At 36.3% G+C, this 18558-nt stretch carries 15 protein-coding genes; 4 read left to right on the top strand and 11 right to left on the bottom strand.

What is annotated here, in order from left to right; all coding sequences use genetic code 11:
* Window positions 1-70 precede the first annotated feature (70 nt).
* The 4 genes from MKY00_RS07065 to MKY00_RS07050 all read left to right on the top strand — a co-directional run bounded on the left by MKY00_RS07065 (window position 71) and on the right by MKY00_RS07050 (window position 5321).
* Entirely contained in the window at window positions 71-1186 is a 1116-nt protein-coding gene (locus tag MKY00_RS07065; protein WP_016716935.1) for a CdaR family transcriptional regulator, read from the top strand.
* A 117-nt stretch (window positions 1187-1303) separates the two neighbouring features.
* Window positions 1304-2716: a glycolate oxidase subunit GlcD gene (gene glcD, locus MKY00_RS07060; RefSeq protein ID WP_016716934.1), complete on the top strand. Its 1413-nt coding sequence runs from the start codon at window positions 1304-1306 to the stop codon at window positions 2714-2716.
* The gene (locus MKY00_RS07055; RefSeq protein WP_016716933.1) at window positions 2713-4041 is read left to right on the top strand and encodes a (Fe-S)-binding protein; all 1329 of its coding nucleotides are present in this window, start codon (window positions 2713-2715) and stop codon (window positions 4039-4041) included. Before glcD ends, MKY00_RS07055 begins: the two co-directional genes overlap by 4 nt.
* A 452-nt stretch (window positions 4042-4493) precedes the next feature.
* On the top strand, window positions 4494-5321 hold the full coding sequence (locus MKY00_RS07050) for a CAP domain-containing protein (protein WP_016716932.1): 828 nt from the start codon (window positions 4494-4496) through the stop codon (window positions 5319-5321).
* Between the two features lie 40 nt (window positions 5322-5361).
* On the opposite strand, the gene MKY00_RS07045 is transcribed toward MKY00_RS07050, so the two are convergent.
* The 11 genes from MKY00_RS07045 to inhA1 all read right to left on the bottom strand — a co-directional run bounded on the left by MKY00_RS07045 (window position 5362) and on the right by inhA1 (window position 18502).
* Window positions 5362-5967 carry a DUF1648 domain-containing protein gene (locus tag MKY00_RS07045; RefSeq protein ID WP_016716931.1) on the bottom strand — a complete coding sequence of 202 codons (606 nt, stop codon included), beginning with the start codon at window positions 5965-5967 and terminating at the stop codon, window positions 5362-5364.
* A gap of 91 nt (window positions 5968-6058) precedes the next feature.
* Window positions 6059-6982, bottom strand: a complete 924-nt coding sequence (locus MKY00_RS07040; protein WP_016716930.1) for an RluA family pseudouridine synthase — start codon at window positions 6980-6982, stop codon at window positions 6059-6061.
* A 98-nt stretch (window positions 6983-7080) separates the two neighbouring features.
* The gene (locus tag MKY00_RS07035; RefSeq protein WP_000490288.1) at window positions 7081-7497 is read right to left on the bottom strand and encodes a hypothetical protein; all 417 of its coding nucleotides are present in this window, start codon (window positions 7495-7497) and stop codon (window positions 7081-7083) included.
* 101 nt (window positions 7498-7598) lie between these two features.
* Window positions 7599-9791: an MMPL family transporter gene (locus MKY00_RS07030; RefSeq protein ID WP_074585545.1), complete on the bottom strand. Its 2193-nt coding sequence runs from the start codon at window positions 9789-9791 to the stop codon at window positions 7599-7601.
* A gap of 110 nt (window positions 9792-9901) precedes the next feature.
* Complete coding sequence (locus MKY00_RS07025; protein WP_016716927.1) at window positions 9902-10549, bottom strand: phosphatase PAP2 family protein; 648 nt, start codon at window positions 10547-10549, stop codon at window positions 9902-9904.
* Window positions 10550-10608: 59 nt separating this feature from the next.
* Complete coding sequence (gene potD / locus MKY00_RS07020; RefSeq protein ID WP_000772497.1) at window positions 10609-11658, bottom strand: spermidine/putrescine ABC transporter substrate-binding protein PotD; 1050 nt, start codon at window positions 11656-11658, stop codon at window positions 10609-10611.
* 39 nt (window positions 11659-11697) lie between these two features.
* Window positions 11698-12498: a spermidine/putrescine ABC transporter permease PotC gene (gene potC, locus MKY00_RS07015; protein WP_000714205.1), complete on the bottom strand. Its 801-nt coding sequence runs from the start codon at window positions 12496-12498 to the stop codon at window positions 11698-11700.
* Between the two features lie 6 nt (window positions 12499-12504).
* Complete coding sequence (gene potB / locus MKY00_RS07010; RefSeq protein WP_000715494.1) at window positions 12505-13353, bottom strand: spermidine/putrescine ABC transporter permease PotB; 849 nt, start codon at window positions 13351-13353, stop codon at window positions 12505-12507.
* Window positions 13350-14333 (bottom strand): spermidine/putrescine ABC transporter ATP-binding protein PotA, encoded by a 984-nt coding sequence (potA, locus tag MKY00_RS07005; protein ID WP_000720319.1) that lies wholly within the window; start codon window positions 14331-14333, stop codon window positions 13350-13352. Before potA ends, potB begins: the two co-directional genes overlap by 4 nt.
* Window positions 14334-14571: 238 nt before the next feature.
* Window positions 14572-15939: an aldehyde dehydrogenase gene (locus tag MKY00_RS07000; protein WP_016716926.1), complete on the bottom strand. Its 1368-nt coding sequence runs from the start codon at window positions 15937-15939 to the stop codon at window positions 14572-14574.
* A 172-nt stretch (window positions 15940-16111) separates the two neighbouring features.
* Window positions 16112-18502 (bottom strand): M6 family metalloprotease immune inhibitor InhA1, encoded by a 2391-nt coding sequence (gene inhA1 / locus MKY00_RS06995; RefSeq protein WP_000038914.1) that lies wholly within the window; start codon window positions 18500-18502, stop codon window positions 16112-16114.
* Window positions 18503-18558 lie beyond the last annotated feature (56 nt).

Here is an 18558-nt window from a genome sequence, read left to right as displayed (position 1 = left end):
GTGAAATTTCCCTTTCCTACTTCATTTACATATATAATGTACAACAAATAGAATTTGAGGTGTGCCAATTATGCTTTTTCCTGATTTAGCGAATAAAATTGTACGAGAAGTACGCAGGCTAATTAAAGAAAATATTATTATCATTAATATACAAGGCGTTATTATCGCAAGTACAGATATAGAAAGAATCGGCCAATTTCATGAGGGCGCACTCCGCTGCGCAAAACAAAAGAAAACTGTCATTATTACAAAAGAGGATGAACGACGTTTGCAAGGCGTAAAGGCAGGTATGAATCTCCCTTTACTATTCCATGACGAAGTAATTGGTGTCATTGGAATTACAGGCGAACCTGAAAATATTTCACAATACGGAGAAATATTACGTAAAATGACCGAACTACTCATCCATGAAAACTACTTTTTAGAACAACTAGAACTTGAACACCGTTCTTATGAGGCATTTGTCTTTGATTGGCTTCAAAATACAGACTGGTCTCCAAGCTTTCTCGATCGTGCCAAAACACTTGGTATTGATTTATATAAGAAAAAACAACTTATTTTGTTCTCTATCGATCGAAATGACACGATGCTTCAGCGTAAGGTTTGGCAACATGTACGCAATCTATTAACAAAGGAGCATTTATTTATTCGCTGGGGAAATGATCGATTCATTTTATTTACAGCCACAAACTCCAAAGAGCAAACATATCAATTTTTAAAACGATTAAAACAAGACTGTGAAACTTTGTTTTCTGTTCCTTTATATATCGGGATTGGACAATCCGTTACGCCAAGCAATATGAACTTATCATACGAACAAGCATTACAAGCTCTTTCCGTATCACTCGAAACGAAAAACATTGTATTTAATGAAGATTTACGTTTAGAAATGTGCTTACAAGATATTTCTGCTGAAACGCGGGAACAGTTTCTAAAGCGCACCATCGAAAACTTACTATCATCGCCTGAACTTATGCACACTTTACGTTTATTTATTGATTATAACCAATCCTATAAACAAACAGCGGAGCAATTACATATCCACATTAACACATTGCATTACAGACTAAAAAAAATTGAGGAGTATACAGGACTTGATCCGAAACAATTCAAAGACTTAAACATTTTATACTTCTCGCTCCTCTTATTAGATAATCATACAAAAAAGAATGATAAAATAGATTAATCTTTAGATGATTATACATAGAAAGAATCCTCCAACTTTTTTATCATTATAACGAAAGCACTGTGACAACGTTTTTTATGATGACTAATTACGTTAACAGTTTGAGGGGGATTTCCAATGTTAGAAAAACAAATTATTGATTCATTCGTATCCATTGTTGGCGAAGATAATGTGGATACATCCAATATGGGGCGTTTAACGTATAGTTATGATGCCACTCCAAACTTCCAAGCAATGCCTGATGCAGTCATTGCTCCTCGTAATACAAATGAAGTAGCTGAAGTGTTAAAAGTATGTAACACTCATCATATTCCTGTATATGTTCGTGGTTCTGGAACAAACCTTTGTGCAGGGACATGTCCACTTGAAGGCGGTATCGTCCTTATCTTCCGCCATATGAATAACATTTTAGAAATTGATGAAGAAAATTTAACAATTACTGTACAAGCTGGTGTCATTACCCTTGATATTATTAAAGCGGTGGAAGAAAAAGGTTTATTTTATCCACCAGATCCAAGCTCAATGAAAATTTCTACAATTGGCGGTAACATTAATGAAAACTCGGGTGGATTACGTGGATTAAAATATGGCGTAACACGTGATTATGTGATGGGTCTTGAACTTGTCTTACCAAATGGTGATGTGATTCGTACTGGTGGTAAATTGGCAAAAGATGTAGCTGGTTACGATTTAACTCGTTTATTTATCGGTTCTGAAGGAACACTTGGCGTCGTGACTGAAGCGATATTAAAACTTGTTCCTATGCCTGAAACGAAGAAAACGATGCTAGCACTATATGAAGATATTAACGAAGCTGCACGTGCTGTTTCTTCTATTATTGCAAATAAAATCATTCCAGCGACACTTGAATTTTTAGATCAGCCGACCATTGAAGTAGTAGAAGAGTTCGCACAAATCGGTTTACCAACTGATGTAAAAGCAATTTTATTAATTGAACAAGACGGCCCGCCTGAAGTTGTGAATCGAGATATTGAAAAAATGGCTAACGTTTGTCGTTCTATGAATGCAGTTGATGTTCGCGTTGCAAAAGATGAAGCGGAAGCCGATGCGCTTCGTACAGCTCGCCGTAGTGCACTGTCAGCACTGGCAAGATTAAAGCCTACTACAATATTAGAAGATGCAACGGTACCACGATCACAGATTGCTCCAATGGTTGAGGCCATTAATGCCATTGCTAAAAAATATAATATTCCTATTTGTACGTTGGGACATGCTGGCGATGGTAACCTACACCCAACTTGTATGACAGATGCTCGTAACGAAGAAGAAATGCACCGAGCTGAACAAGCTTTTGCTGAAATATTTGCGAAAGCAATCGAACTTGGTGGCACGATCACTGGTGAACATGGTGTTGGTGCAATGAAAGCTCCGTATTTAGAAATGAAATTAGGTAAAGAAGGTATTGCTGCTATGCAAGGAATTAAACACGCCTTCGATCCAAATAACATTATGAATCCAGGAAAGATGTTCGCGAAGGACACTCGCAAAAGAGTGGTGGTTGAGCGATGACAACATTAAATAAAGAAAACATTCAAAAAGAATTTAAAGAACGATTAAGTGAAGATGAACTACTAAACTGTATGCGATGTGGTTTCTGCTTACCAACTTGCCCTACTTACATCCAATCTGGATATAAAGAATCACATTCACCAAGAGGACGTATCGCATTAATGAAAGCGGTCGTTGATGGTTTAATTGAGCCAGATGAAGATGTTGAAAACACATTAAATGTTTGCCTCGGCTGCCGTGCTTGTGAACCTGTTTGTCCATCTGGTGTGAATTATGGCCATTTATTAGAAGAAGCCCGTGATATTATAAATCAAAATAAAAAATTCTCAGTGCCAGTGAAAGCCATTCGTAAAGTCGTTTTTGAAGGACTATTCCCGCATCAAAATCGAATGAGAACATTAACCGGACTAATTGGTTTTTATCAGCGTTCTGGTTTACAAACGCTAACACATAAAACAGGGATTATGAAGTTATTCCCTGAAACACTTGCAACAATGGATCTCGTTTTGCCTAAGGTCCCTAAAATGAAAGCAATGAAAGATCGTCCTGAATTTTTACATGCTGAAAGTACGAAGAAGAAACAAGTTGCATTCTTCACAGGTTGTTTAATGGATACAATGTTTTTAGAAACAAATAACGCAACGATGAAACTGCTTCAGTTAGCTGGTTGTGATATCGTTATTCCGAAAACACAAAGTTGCTGTGGGGCATTACATGGGCATGCTGGTGAGAAAAATGGAGCAAAAGAATTAGCAAAACGCAATATAAAAGCATTCGAAGATTTAAACATCGACTATATTATTACGAATGCTGGTGGTTGCGGAGCTTACCTCGTAGACTACGATTACCTGTTAAAAGATGATCCACAGTGGGCTGAACGTGCAAAGCAGTTCGTTTCTAAAATTAAAGATATTACTGCTATTCTAGTAGAACTAGATTTCCATAAACGTAATGACTTACGAGTCACGCCGCAAGTTATTACGTATCAAGACTCTTGTCACTTACGCAATGTTATGCGAACATCTTCAGAACCTCGTATGTTACTAGAAGCAATTCAAGGCGCAATATACCGTGAAATGAAAGATGCGGATCGCTGCTGTGGTTCTGCTGGTATTTATAACATTGTTCATTCAGAACTATCTATGGAATTTCTAGATTACAAAATGGACCGTGTGCATGAAACAGAAGCAGCAACCATTGTTACTGCAAATCCAGGTTGTTTATTACAAATGAAATTAGGCATTGAACGAGAAGGTCTTTCTCATAAAATGAGAGGAATTCACATTGTTGATTTATTATTAGAAGCAATTGAAACCAACTCGTAATAACTCGTAACATACGTAATAATAGGAAAACGGCTATCTCCTTCGTCTATGTAAAGAGATAGCCGCTTTTTTGTCCGCTACAACATTAAAAATATGTTACTTTATTATAAAAAAGAACAACAGAAACATTACAGTTTTGTAAAAATCAATCCAGTATATTCCTCAAAAAAACGCTCAAACCATTGATACAATAGGATTCTTCATTTTCAATATAGGTACATTTATCCAAAAACCCCCTCTTATAACCACGTATAAAAATGTTGAAAATTCCTTTTATACTCTATGTTTCTCTTATTTTTCCCCCTTTCCCTTCTTAGGATAAATTAGGTAAATTTTAAGTCTATGAATTTTTTTCCATCTTTTTTCTCGTAAATTGTGTGCTACGATGAATTTGTCAGTTAGATGGCTGGCAAAAAAATAAATAAAAAATACACAATATGGGGGCAAACATCATGAAAAAACGTGTTCTATTATCTGTAGCTGCTGCAACAGCACTTACTTTAGGAGTATCTTCTTTAGATGCACAAGCTGCAACAGTACAACAATCTAACATAAAGGTTCAAAATATTCAGCATTCTAAAGTAATGATGAAGCAAATGAGCCAACAAGAATTACAAGCATTCTTACAATCTATGGGCGTTGAGTCATTAGCACAATGGCAACAAGGAAATTTCCAACCAAATTGCATTATTCCTGGTCAACAACCTACTGAAAATGTTGTAACTGAGCAACCAACAGCTAAGCCAGAAACTCAAAAACCAGCTGAACAAAAACCAGTTGAGCAAAAGCCTGCTGAAGAAGTTCAAAAACCAGAAGCTCAAAAGCCTGCTGAAAACAACAATACGCAAAAACCGGCTGAACAAAAACCAGCTGAGCCAAAGCCTGCTGAAGAAGCAAAATCTTTAAGTGAGTTCGAACAACGTGTCGTTGAATTAACAAACGCTGAGCGTGCAAAACAAGGTTTACCAGCTTTAAAAATCGACACTGAATTAAGCAAAGTAGCACGCATTAAATCTGAAGATATGCAAAAAAATAACTACTTTGACCATAACAGCCCTACATACGGGTCTCCGTTTGACATGATGAAGAAGTTTGGCATTTCTTATACATCTGCAGGTGAAAACATCGCCCAAGGCCAACGTACACCTGAAGAAGTAGTACAAGCTTGGATGAACAGTGCTGGACACCGTGCAAACATCTTAAATAACGGCTTCACTCACATCGGTGTTGGCTATGTAGAAAGCGGCAACTACTGGACACAACAATTTATTACGAAGTAAATAGATTAAAAGAGTCTTCTCATAATGAGAAGACTCTTTTTTACGTTTCATAACTTTCTATTATGTATGAGTATAAAGCATAGAACATAAACAAAATAGATCCACCACTTATTACACTAAGTAACACATAAAATCCCCATTTCAAGTTCAAAAACAATGAAAACAATATACTACATGCCATCACTTGAAAAATCCGTCTACTCACTAAACGGATCTTTGTTAATTTGATTGAGTCTTTTTCCATACTCTGAACTTTTTTAAACGCCTTACTAAGCATAAAAAGAAACATACTAATCCCTATTGTTAGTCCTGTTTGAAAGGATATCACGCTTCCAAAATTAATAAAGAGAATGAGCATATGGATAAACAACATAAATAAAGTAATCGTCTTTAGAAATCCACTTATAATGACATGCTCGTCTTCATTAAACTTATATATATTATGTGAAATAATATACATCAATCCATGTAAGAAAATAATAAGACAAGGAATAAGTGCTATAACAACTTGTTTACTCATAAACTCGTTTGGCCGACCATTTACATCCCAATGTACCGCCAAATGCTCTGGTAAATATGGATAGAGACATAGAGTCACTAAAAGACAAGCCAAAAATATTCCTAGTATATATTTATATTTGATCAAGTGATTCTCACCTCTCTTTTCTCTTAACGGCTTCGCTTCTTTTAGAGAAATTCCTGCAAAAATCTACTTTTCTCAAATTTAAACTTACACTTTACGCATTCACTCTTTGAAATTCTTTCATTGTGTCATTTAATTTTGTAGGAAATGGTGCATCAACTTCAATCTCTTCTTTCGTAATTGGGTGTAAAAAGTTTATCTTCATCGCATGTAACGCTTGCCTAGACATATATTTCGTTCCTCCACCATATAAAATATCCCCAACTAACGGATTACCATTATAGCTCATATGAACACGAATTTGATGGGTTCTACCAGTTTCTAATTGTAACGTTACGAGCGTAACATTTTGTTTTTTAAAATACTTCTCTACTTTATAATATGTGATTGCTTGATCCCCCTTTGGAGAAACACGTCGTCTCGTCGCATGATGGCGATCTCTTCCGATAGCCGCGTCAATTGTTCCTTGCTTCTTTTTCACTTTCCCTTCTACAAGAGCCGCATATGTTCTTTTAATTTTTCGTTCCATTAATAAACGATCCATAATTGCACCAGCAATTCTATGTTTAGCAAACACGACACCACCTGTCGTATCTTTATCTAACCGATGAATATGACGAACCTTCGTCTCTAAACCTTGCATTTGAAAATGAAAGGCAACAAGATTTGCAAGTGTTCCCATCCCGCCTTTTTCAGCAGGGTGCGTATCCATCTTCTCAGGCTTATTGACAATGAGTACATGATCGTCTTCATATACTACATCTAATTCACCATATTCAGGCTCTACACCGTATTCTTCCTCCATAAACATATGAACTTGTAACTTTTCGTCCTCTTTTAAAAGCTCATTCCATCTTCTCTGTTCTCCGTTAACAGTAACACCTTTTTCCATACGAAGCTGATGTAACAACTTTTTCGGTATTTCCCATTCTATTTTTAATAACGACTCAATGCTTATACCATTCCATTTCGCTGGCACAGTAATTTCGCACCATTCGCCCTTCTTCTTCGTTTCCATACTGTATCACCTTATTTCTATTGATTCTCTCATTGTAACGGAAAATACACTTTGATGCACCGTCAAAAATAGAGGACAGTCTTATAATAGACTGCCCCTCACGCTCTACGCCTTCTCATTTCCTGCAACACTTCTTCCGCTTTTTGTTCATACGATAAATCTTTAAAGAAATCCGCCAATCTCTTATAATCGTTATACGTATCTAATAAGTCATCCATCTTTTCTGTTTTCATCACTTGTTGTTTTTGCTTCATTTTTACTGGATAACGATATCCCGATACTTCTTGTATTTTGTAATACTCATCCTCTACTTGAATGACCTTTACAAGTTCCTCTTCTTCCGCATCCATCGTATACCCATCAAAATCTCTAAGCAATTCATAAATGATATGAGTCCATTCATCTTTTGGATAAAACCCTTTTTCTAACCGATAACCGACAATGCGATACAAATGCCCATCATTTTCTGCAAACTGTACTGTATCATTTAGCTTAAACTTAAAATAACGAAACATTGCCTTCACCTACTTATATGTAATGTTCTTATCACATACTATTTGCAAAATGTAGGTCTTGCTATTCATAAAAAAATACTCATCTTATAGATGAGTATTTTTTATAATGATTTTTCTCTTTTCTTTCGAAATGGTAACCACCAGTTCCAGTCTCCAAACAATTTCATTAAACTTGGTACGAGCATAAGACGAATAATTGTTGCATCAAGAAATATCGCTAATGCAACGCCAAGACCCATTTGCCGTACTGGTAAAATATCAGTAAAGGCGAAAGCACCAGTTACAACAATCATAATTAATGCAGCTGATGTAATAATTCTACTTGTTGAAATAAGTCCTTCTAACGTCGCTTGATCGTTATCCCCTGTTTCTTCATACAGTTCATGGATACGCGAAATAAGAAATACTTCATAATCCATGCTAAGCCCAAAGACGAGGCCGAAAATGAAGATTGGTAAAACAAATAGAACTGGACTTGCTTCTAAACCAAAATGACCACCTTCGAATAACCAAACAACAATTCCAATTGTTGCGCTTAAACTAAGTATATTCATAATAATCGCCTTAATTGGAATGAGTATAGATCGAAATGCAAATAATAATATAACAAAAGTCGATCCAAATATAACAGACATACCAATTGCAACTTTATCTTTAATTTCATCTTCTAACTCTTGTTGGAACGTCGTCATTCCGCCTAGATAATATGTAACGTTCGTTTCTTTATAATTTTGTTTAAAATCACGAACCCACTGTTTAGCAGTTTCAGTACGTGGTTTTGTATCTAAAAAGACTTCGATTGTTGTCTTATTTCCTTTCGTATACACTTCAAATACCGGAGCTATTTTAGCAGCTTCTGGCGACTGTAACATCCCAGCAACTTGATCTGATTTCATTCCATTTAAACTGTCGTATAAACTTCTTACTTCATATACTTTCTTATCATCTTTTAACTTTTGAACGACTTCTTCTACCTTTTGTAAACTTTCCTTTTCTTTCATATCTTTTTTCGTCTCTACGACTAACGTAACATCGGCATGTGTTTTTGCAGTTTCATTAAATGCCTCTTCGTACTTCTCATATGCAATTCTTGTATCACTTTGTTTAGGTAAAGCCTCCACATCAGGGAACTGCAAATTAGCTGTACGTAATGGTAATAAGCAAATCACAATAAATGTTGTAACAACAATAATCATCACAATTGGATGTTTCATTACAAATTGTGCAAATGTACGCCACGCCTTTGCCGGTGTATGTGCTACTTGATTCTTTTTTAATATTCGTTTACCGATTAACGATAATAACGCTGGAAGAAGTGTGAGCGAGAATAAAATACTCATAATCACAACAATCATTCCACTAATTGCGACAGACTGAATATAATCGATTTTAAAGAAAAACAAGCCGGATAGGCCAACGAATACACATAATCCTGAAAATACGATTGCCCGCCCTGCTGTCTGATATGTAATTGCTATTGCTTCTTTTACCGTTCGCTTTGCAACTTCCTCTCGAAAGCGATTTACAAATAATAGTGCAAAATCAATAGATAATGCAAGTCCAATCATCGGTGCAACATTTAACACAAAGATAGATAGTTCCTTATCGCTACCTATAAAATATAGTATGCCCATCGTACTAATAACACTAAGTGCCCCATTTACGATTGGTAAAATAGATGCCAAAAGGCTACCGAATGAAAATAGTAATACGAGAAATGCAATTGGTAACCCAATCATCTCTGCTACTTTTAAATCATTTTGCGTTCTTTCATTAATCTCTTTGTTAATTTTCGGAAACCCTGTAGGTGTTACTTTTAATGCTGCATTACTTTTCTTTTCGATTTTATCAGCAAATTGTAATGTCTTTTCCATTCGTTCTTTATTTGTTTTCCCGGAAAATAAAATTGTCGCATAGCCGATATCATCTTGTAACATTTCTTTATTTTGCACTGGATGATGGAAAGATTCATATGTCTCTTTCTCTTGTACGTTTTTTACAATCCCCTCTACTTGCTTTTGAAATTCCTCATGTGAAACGCCCTTATTTTTTTCAAAAACGAGTAGAAGTGTATCTTGAGACTTCTTAAAATCTTCATCTAAAATTTCTTTCGTTTTCTGGTAGTCCCCTTCCGTTTGGAAGCCATCACCACCTAATACGCCTGGTAGCTTTGGTGCAAATATACCGAGTGCTATCGCAACCAATAGTAATGCTACTATTACTGTATAACGGAACTGATACAAAAAAGCTCCTAATTTTCCCCACTTATCTACTTTATGTACATTTGTTTTCACACATTTCCACCTACTTTACATCATTCAATTGTCACTTATACTGTATCACATCTTCATACAAACAAAAAACGTCTAGAAAAACTATAATAATAGTTTTTCTAGACGTTTTTCTATCTTTCTTTATTAAGACCAAACCTCTCAGTAAGTAAACGATGGTAATAAATCGCCATAATTAATAAAATACCACCTACGCAGTAGCCTGCTAAAATATCAGTTGGATAATGTACATTTAAAATGACTCTACTTAATCCAATCGATACAATGATTATTCCCATCAAAATGGTTATCATATATTTCCCTGTTACACTCTTCAAATTTGCCGCAATGATATAAGCAAGAAATCCGAATGTCATAATAGATAACATCGCATGTCCACTAGGGAAGCTATATCCAAGTGCATCCAACGCTTCATTTAGCGACGGACGATCCCTTTTCATAATTTCTTTTATCCCTTTATTCACAAGATGGGTTATTAAGATGCCCACTGGATATACGATCATCGTAGCATAGTAACGTTTTCTCCAAAAAACAAGTAAACTTATAACGAGCGTAGTTACGATCCCAATAGCAGACCCTAATTTTGTATAGTGTGAGAAAAATGTAAGCGAACTTTCAGTTTGTAATCCCTTTACTAACCCTCTGACATATGTATCCATCACTGTAACACCACCAGCATGTACTCTCCAAGCAACAATGCCAAATACAGCAAATAATAAACCGATACACATTACCTCATATTGATGCAACTTCTTCTTCAAACGATTTCCTCCTACTATGAAAAAATGCGATTTCTACTTTAGAAACCGCATTTTCTCACTTATTTACCTTTTGTTTTTAACTCTGTCCAGTAACGATCGTAGTCTTTTAGCTTATCATCTACATCAACAAGCCATTCAGTACGATCTAATTCTTCTTTCGTTAAGAAGATCATGTGGTTTTCACGATATTCTTTACTATGAAGAGGGTGAGCTTTTTCATTTGGATTACTGTATCCAATTGACTCGTAGTTTTTCACACTTACTTTTTCATCTAATAAGTAGTTCATAAACTTCTCTGCAAGCTCTTTGTTTTTCGCACCTTTTGGAATTGCTAACGTATCAGCCCAAATTGTGCCGCCTTCTTTTGGCACAACGTACTCTACATCTTTATTATCTTTTGCGATAAATGCTGCATCCCCAGACCAAACTGTTCCGATCCAAGCATCTTCTGTAATGAATTTTTGTTTAATATTATCTGTATCAAATGCTAATAAGTTTGGAAGTAGCTTCTGTAAATCAGTTGCTGCTGTCTTTAACTGTGCATCGTCTTTCGTGCTGTTTGAAAATCCATGCTTCTTAAGACCCATTCCTAACACTTCACGAGAATCATTTAATAAAGTTACATGCCCTTTATATTTCTCATTCCATAAGTCAGCCCAGCTTGTAGGTGCTTCCTTCACATACTTTTTATTGTATGCAATACCTGTTACGCCCCAAGTATATACTAAAGAATATTTATTCTCTGGATCAAATGCAGGTGTTTTGAAATTAGAAATCATGTTTTCGATATTTGGGATATTCTTTTTATCTAACGGCGCTAATAAATCCATTTTCGCCATTGTTTTAACCATGTAATCAGACGGCTGAATTAAATCATACTTCGCGCCACCTGCTTGTAATTTCGCAAGCATTTCTTCATTACTTGCATACTTATCATAGTTAATTTTCACGTTATATTTCTTTTCAAAATCTCTTAACACTTGCTCATCAAAATTGTCAGCCCAGCTATAAATGTTTAACTCTTCTTTTTTTTCACCACAACCAGCAAGTACACCAGCAACAAGGCTAAAGCTAATTGCTGCGCCTGCTAATCTTTTCATTAATTTCATCGATTTTATTACCTCCTCGTACTTTCTATATCGTTCGTATTATAAAGGAAGGTGTCCTCCAGAGTTTTCTTCACCATCTGCACCTTTGTTACGGAAGATTTCAGATAGAACCATTAATCCTACGATAGCCACAATTAGAATTGTAGAAAGTGCATTAATTTCTGGTGATACTCCGCGCTTAACCATACTGTAAATGTATAATGGCAATGTTGTTGATCCTGGTCCTGATACGAAGAAACTAATTACAAAATCATCAATTGATAATGTGAATGTTAATAATGCGGCAGAAATAACTCCTGGTGCAATTGCTGGAAACGTTACATAACGAAACGTTTGCCACGGCGTTGCTCCTAAATCATTCGCAGCCTCTTCTAAATCACGTCCCATACCAGAAAGGCGTGCTGCTAAAATAACGACAACAAATGAAATACTAAATGTAATGTGTGCAATAATAATTGTTGTTTTACCAAGCTCCATACCTAATTGACTAAATAAAATAAGTAAAGATAATCCCATTAAAATATCAGGGATTAAAATTGGTAAATATACAAGACCGTTAATCGCACCTTCATAACGATATTTATAACGATGTAATGCAATTGCGAAAATCACACCAAGAACTGTCGTTACAATCGTCGTTACGACCGCAATCGTCATACTATTTACAAACGCATCAATAACATCTTGTTTTTGAAATAAATCTGTATACCAATGGAATGTGAATCCTTCCCATTCCGCATTAATGCGAGAATCATTGAAGGAATACACCATTAAAACCATCATTGGAAAATACAAGAACAATAAAATTAACCAAGAATAAGAAACTAAAAACTTCTTCATCTTTGCCTATTCCCCTCCGTTCCCATCATATTTATATACTTTCGTTGCACGATAATATAAGTAAATTAACAGAACAGAGAATAGAACAACAATCATAGATAACGCAGATCCAAACGGCCAATCACGCGCTCCTAAGAATTGATTTTGAATTACGTTTCCGATTAATGCTACTTTCGATCCACCCATAACGTCTGATACAACAAACATTCCGATAGAAGAAACAAACACTAAAATAGAACCGGTAGCAATCCCTGACATCGTCATTGGTACTGTAACATTCCAAAATGCCTTTACTGGTGTTGCCCCTAAATCATAAGCTGCTTCTAGCTTACGCTTATCAAGCTGCTCAATCGCTGCATACACTGGTAAAATCATAAATGGTAATAAAGAATATACCATTCCGAGTATGACAGAAGGTGTATTATATAGTAAATTTAAAGGTTCACTAATAATACCTAGCTTCAATAGCAATGTGTTTACAAGACCTTGTGAACGTAAAATAACAATCCATGCGTAAGAACGAACAAGGAAGTTAATCCAAAACGGGATCGTTGCCAATAATAAAAGAATCGAACGATATTTGCGATCAACAATTGTAATTGTATATGCAAATGGATAACCGATCAGTAAACATATTACTGTGGTAATAACCGCAATTTTCACTGTTTCCCATAACGTCCCCATATATAATGGGTCAAATACACGTGCTATGTTCTCTAATGTAAATTGCATTTCCACTGTCCCATATGCTCCGCGCTGCATGAAGGCAAATGCCAATACAAACAGAAGGGGAATTAGGAAGAAGATTAACAGCCATGCGACTGTAGGTAGTGCGAGTAATTTCCCTTTTTTCAATTTAAGGTCACCTCGTCCTCTTGCTCCCAGCCTACGTATACATTATCTCCAATGCTCCACTGTGCTGCTTCTTCAGCAGTTTGATATGCCATTAGTAATTCTGATGTTTTCTCATCACGTACATAAAGCTTTTCCATATTTCCAACAAACTCAATGTCTTCAATATGGCCAAGGTGGTATTCTTTTAAAATTGGCTCTTCAACCGAACGCACTTTTACATTTTCAGGGCGAATTGCTACATAGCCTTCCCCGTTTTTCACAATATTATTTTCACCGATAAATGTCGCAACGAACAACGTTTTCGGCTTATTATAAATTTCTTTCGGCGTTCCGATTTGTTCAATATGGCCTTTATTCATAACAACGATACGATCACTCATGCTCATCGCTTCTTCTTGATCGTGCGTTACGTATATGAACGTAATTCCTAAATTACGTTGTAAGTTTTTTAATTCACGTTGCAAGTCTTTTCTTAACTTAAAGTCTAACGCCCCAAGTGGCTCGTCTAGTAATAATACACGCGGGTTATTTACAATCGCTCTCGCAATTGCTACACGCTGCTGCTGTCCACCAGAAAGCTTTGCAGGTTTACGATTACGGAACTCAAGTAACTGCGTTAAACGCATTGCCTCTTCAGCACGCTCTTTCTGCTCTGCTGCCGGTACTTTCTGCATTTTCATACCGAAACAAATATTTTTCTCCACATTCATATGTGGGAATAGCGCATAATGTTGGAACACTAGGTTCATATGACGCTTATATGGTGGCAAATCGTTAATCTTTTCATCATCTAATAAAAGATTCCCTTTAGTTGGCGTTTCAAATCCTGCGATCATACGAAGTAACGTCGTTTTCCCGCAACCACTCGGCCCTAAAATAGTTAAAAATTCCCCTTCTTTAATATCTAAAGAAAGCGGTGGGATAATCACTTGATTTCCAAAATGTTTTTCTACTGCTTCAACTTTAATAATCTTTTTCATTTTCCCGTCCTATCTACCTCAAATTTAAATTTTTATATTCATGAATAAATATTTATGTTCTATAGACTATTTTTTGTTTCGATCCAAACAAAAATGGTTATTTAGCAAGCGTTCACTTCTATTCTTTATGTAGTATGTTTGATTCATTTTCGCATGATACATAATGTCGAACAGAAAAACCCCTTCCATTCCGAAGGGGCTATTATCATACGGCTACGCCTACTGATAAACACCATCATCATTTTAACAACTTTCGTATGAATTTTAAAGCACTTTTTGTAGAAGAGTAACGAATTTTCATATCGAATGCCGTAGATTGGGCTAAAATGCTTTTATAATGTGAAAAAGTCCGAAAACTTTCTTCCCCATGATAACTCCCTAATCCACTACTTCCGACGCCCCCAAAAGGTAAATATGGCGTTGCAAGATGATAGACGACATCATTAATACAGCCTCCGCCATACGAAATATTACTCGTTACTTTCTTTTGCACTCCTTTATCTTCAGAGAATACATATAACGCTAACGGCTTCGGGTGTTGCTGAATCGTGTCAATTACATCTTCTATGTTGTCGTATTCTATAATTGGTAAAATCGGACCAAAAATTTCGTCTTCCATAACAGCACTTTCCCATGTAACATTAGTTAACACTGTTGGTTCTATATGTAAAGTTTCTTTTTTATAGTTCCCGCCAATTACAGTTTTACCATCTTTCAAAAACGTACATAAACGTTCAAAATGACGTTCACTCACAATTCGTACATAATTATCATTGTGCAGCGGCTCTTTTCCGTACTGCTTCTCAATTTCATGTCGCAACGCTTCAATTAACTGTTCTTTCACTGAAGCATGCACATACATATAATCAGGCGCTACACACGTTTGCCCTGCATTTAAAAACTTTCCCCACACAATCCTTCTTGCTGTTACATCTATTTTTGCATCTTTATGTACAATACATGGACTTTTCCCGCCAAGTTCTAACGTAAGCGGCGTCAACTGTTTTGCTGCTGCTTCCATGACAACTTTCCCAACGCCCACACTACCTGTGAAGAAAATATAATCAAATGGTTCCTTCAGCAAAGCTGTACTCTCTTCAACGCCGCCTTCTACTACCGCTACAAGCTCTTCTTGGAATAATTCTTCTAACATCCTCGTAATCACTTTGGAAACGTTTGGCGTTAACTCCGACGGTTTTAAAACGATTGTATTTCCGGCTGCTAGCGCTCCTACAAGCGGTGCAATTGCTAATTGAAACGGATAGTTCCACGGTGCAATAATAAGTGTCACACCATACGGTTCAGGCACTACTTTCCCCTTTGATCCAAAATGAGTGAGCGCTGTTCGAACACGCTTCGGTTTACTCCACGATGAAATATGCTTCAATTGAAAAGAGATTTCTTTTAATACATATCCCACTTCCGTTGTAAATGACTCATGAACTGACTTATTTAAATCTAATTTTAACGCCTGAAATATTTCTTGTTCAAAACGCTGAACGCCTTCATAAAGCTTCTTCAAATTATTCTTTCTCACTTCTACACTTCTCGTATAGCCATTATAAAAATATGCCTTTTGTTTATTTACAATAGAAGAAATACTCATTCATTCACCTTCTCCCACTATTTTTATCCAATTCTTTCATTATTTATATAGACTTCATATACAATAAATTTCTATTCGTAAAGTTACATTATATATAATTTCTTTTTGTATATAAAATTCATTGCTCACAAAAAAACTACCGAAAGAAAAATCTTTCGGTAGTTTTACTGTATTAACGATATAAACGAACAGCACCTGCAGAATTATCATCAGCTTGTCCTACTACTTCAAATTTCAAACCAAGCTTCGGTAAAATACGTCCTGCATCTGGAATCTGTTGATTAATATACGTTTTAGAATCATCAAACTTCGGTACGCCTGCTAAGCCATCATACGTAAATGTTCCACGCGTTGGAGATACAACTTTCCAAGCTGGCGTTTTATCAAATGAGAACGCTGCATCAGCGATTTGGAATCGTGTACTACTCTTAACTGTCGGTTTACCATTTAAAGTTCCTACAATTGCTTCTGGGTGAGAGTCAACTACGCCAAGGAAACCGTGTCCTGGATGTACACCAACCCAGTTATCTGTGTAAGCAGAGTCCGCATACCATACGACCATACCAGTGTTAAATACTGGACCGCGTGCAAATTTCAATGCATTATCTGCACCAGCATAATTTCTCCACTCTACATAATAGTTATGTTTTTTCTTCTCAGTTCCATTAGATACAACAAAGCCATCTAATTTAAATTGTGGTGTACCTTCTGCATCATCAGAGAATACTACTTTACCATCTACTGTTAATGAAGCATTATCAAGAGCAAATCCATTTAATGCTAAACCACCATCAGTAATGTAATCAAATGTTAATTTTACTTTCTTACCTTTGAATTGGCTTAAGTCATATGATTTGTCAATCCATTTTCCATTTGTCGAATCTGCATTTCCACTATTAGCTTTCTCCCCAAGTCTTTCAATTAACGTTTGTTTACCATCTTCTGTTACAGCATGTACTTCAAGGAAGTCATACTCTGCTTCAATTTCATATAACGATTTGAAATCAAATTTCGCAGTCGTTGCATTCGTTAAATCAAACAGCGGTGTTTCCATCTTTGTATGAAGATCGTCACCTTTTGTGCTGTAATAATACTTCTTACCAAATGCTGGTTCAATTGTTTTAACATCTTTATCCGGTAGGTTAACACGAATCATACCTGGACGATCTGACTTCGTTACACTTTGATCTAAATACGTCGCTAGACCGATACCTTTATTTAATTTCTCGTAATCTACTTCTACGATATTTGCCCAGTTACCACCGATTGTTTTTTGGAAAAATTCTTTATTTTGTGGCGAGAAACTCGTTGGCGTTGTTCCAGCAATCTTACCAGCCCAGCTTCCACCACTCATAATAGACCAAGCTTCAATTGGCTCACCTTGACCACTATACTGTGTATCATATTCATCTGGAAGACCTAAATCATGACCGTATTCATGTGCGAATACACCAACTGCGCCATCTTCTGGTTCAATTGTATAGTCGAATGCTGCCATTTTTCCGCCCCAATATGGAACTTTCGCTTGTGTGCCTTCAATTGGGAATGGTTTTGGTCCAACTGTCCAGCGATGTGACCAAATTGCATCGTCACCTAATTTACCGCCGCCAGCTTCTTGTCCAACACCTGCATGGATAATCATTAAGTGATCGATTAAACCATCCGGTTGATTTTGATTACCATCACCATTTACATCGTATTGATCGAATTGGTCGAACTCAGATAAATCAATACCGCTATCTACAGCTGCTTTTAATGCATCTTTTACTAAATCACGTGGTCCTTTTGGTCCTTTATTATCATGACCGCCGCTTGCAGCATCTGCACCGTAATCAGCAGCTTTACCAGGAACTGTTAACCATTTTGTAACCGTTCCATCCACTGTGTAACTACCGCCAGATTGCTCTTCATAATATTGTTTAAATGTTTCGATTTTACTTCCATCATCTAATGTGAATGGCTCATCACCGAATAACATTTTTTCATAATGTTCTTTGTTAAAATCGTTAGAATACATATAACCAGGTTCTTTATCGATATTGTTATGTTTAAAGTCAGCGTACTCTACAAGTAAAACGAGTACTTTATCTTTACGCACATCACCGTTATACGCTTTTTGCTTTGCCGGAGATGTTGGTACTTTACCATTTAAGCCGCCTTTAACTGGGCCTGTCGCAGTAGGTGTTCCTGTTGCAGGTTTATCTAACTTTTCTTTCGTATCTGCTTTCGCATCTTTCACTTTCTTTAAAAAGTCAGATGCTTCTTTCGTAAGTGGGTCCCCATTTGTTACTTCTTTCCCAGGATTTTCACCTTTTTTGTTCTCTACGTATTTTTCGACAGCTTTCTTTGTTTCAGTCTCTGAAGCCTTCGAATCAATTACCCCACGTTTTTTTAGTGCATTTGCTAAACGTTCTTCCGGAATTAAATGATCATCAACTGGGCTCGTTGCTGTCTTATTCACAGGCGTTTCAGCGTATACAGATTGAGTACCAGCTCCGAACGAAAGGCCTAATACAGCTGTCAAAGCGATTGATGATAAAACTTTGAACGGTTTCTTGCTCATCCCTTATTTCCTCCCCTAATAAATAATATGTATTACAAATTGAATTTTATTAAAAA

This window comes from Bacillus sp. FSL R9-9834 (assembly GCF_038006905.1).
In the GTDB taxonomy this organism is placed as follows: domain Bacteria; phylum Bacillota; class Bacilli; order Bacillales; family Bacillaceae_G; genus Bacillus_A; species Bacillus_A pacificus.
This window is presented reverse-complemented; position numbering and strand designations above follow the sequence as displayed.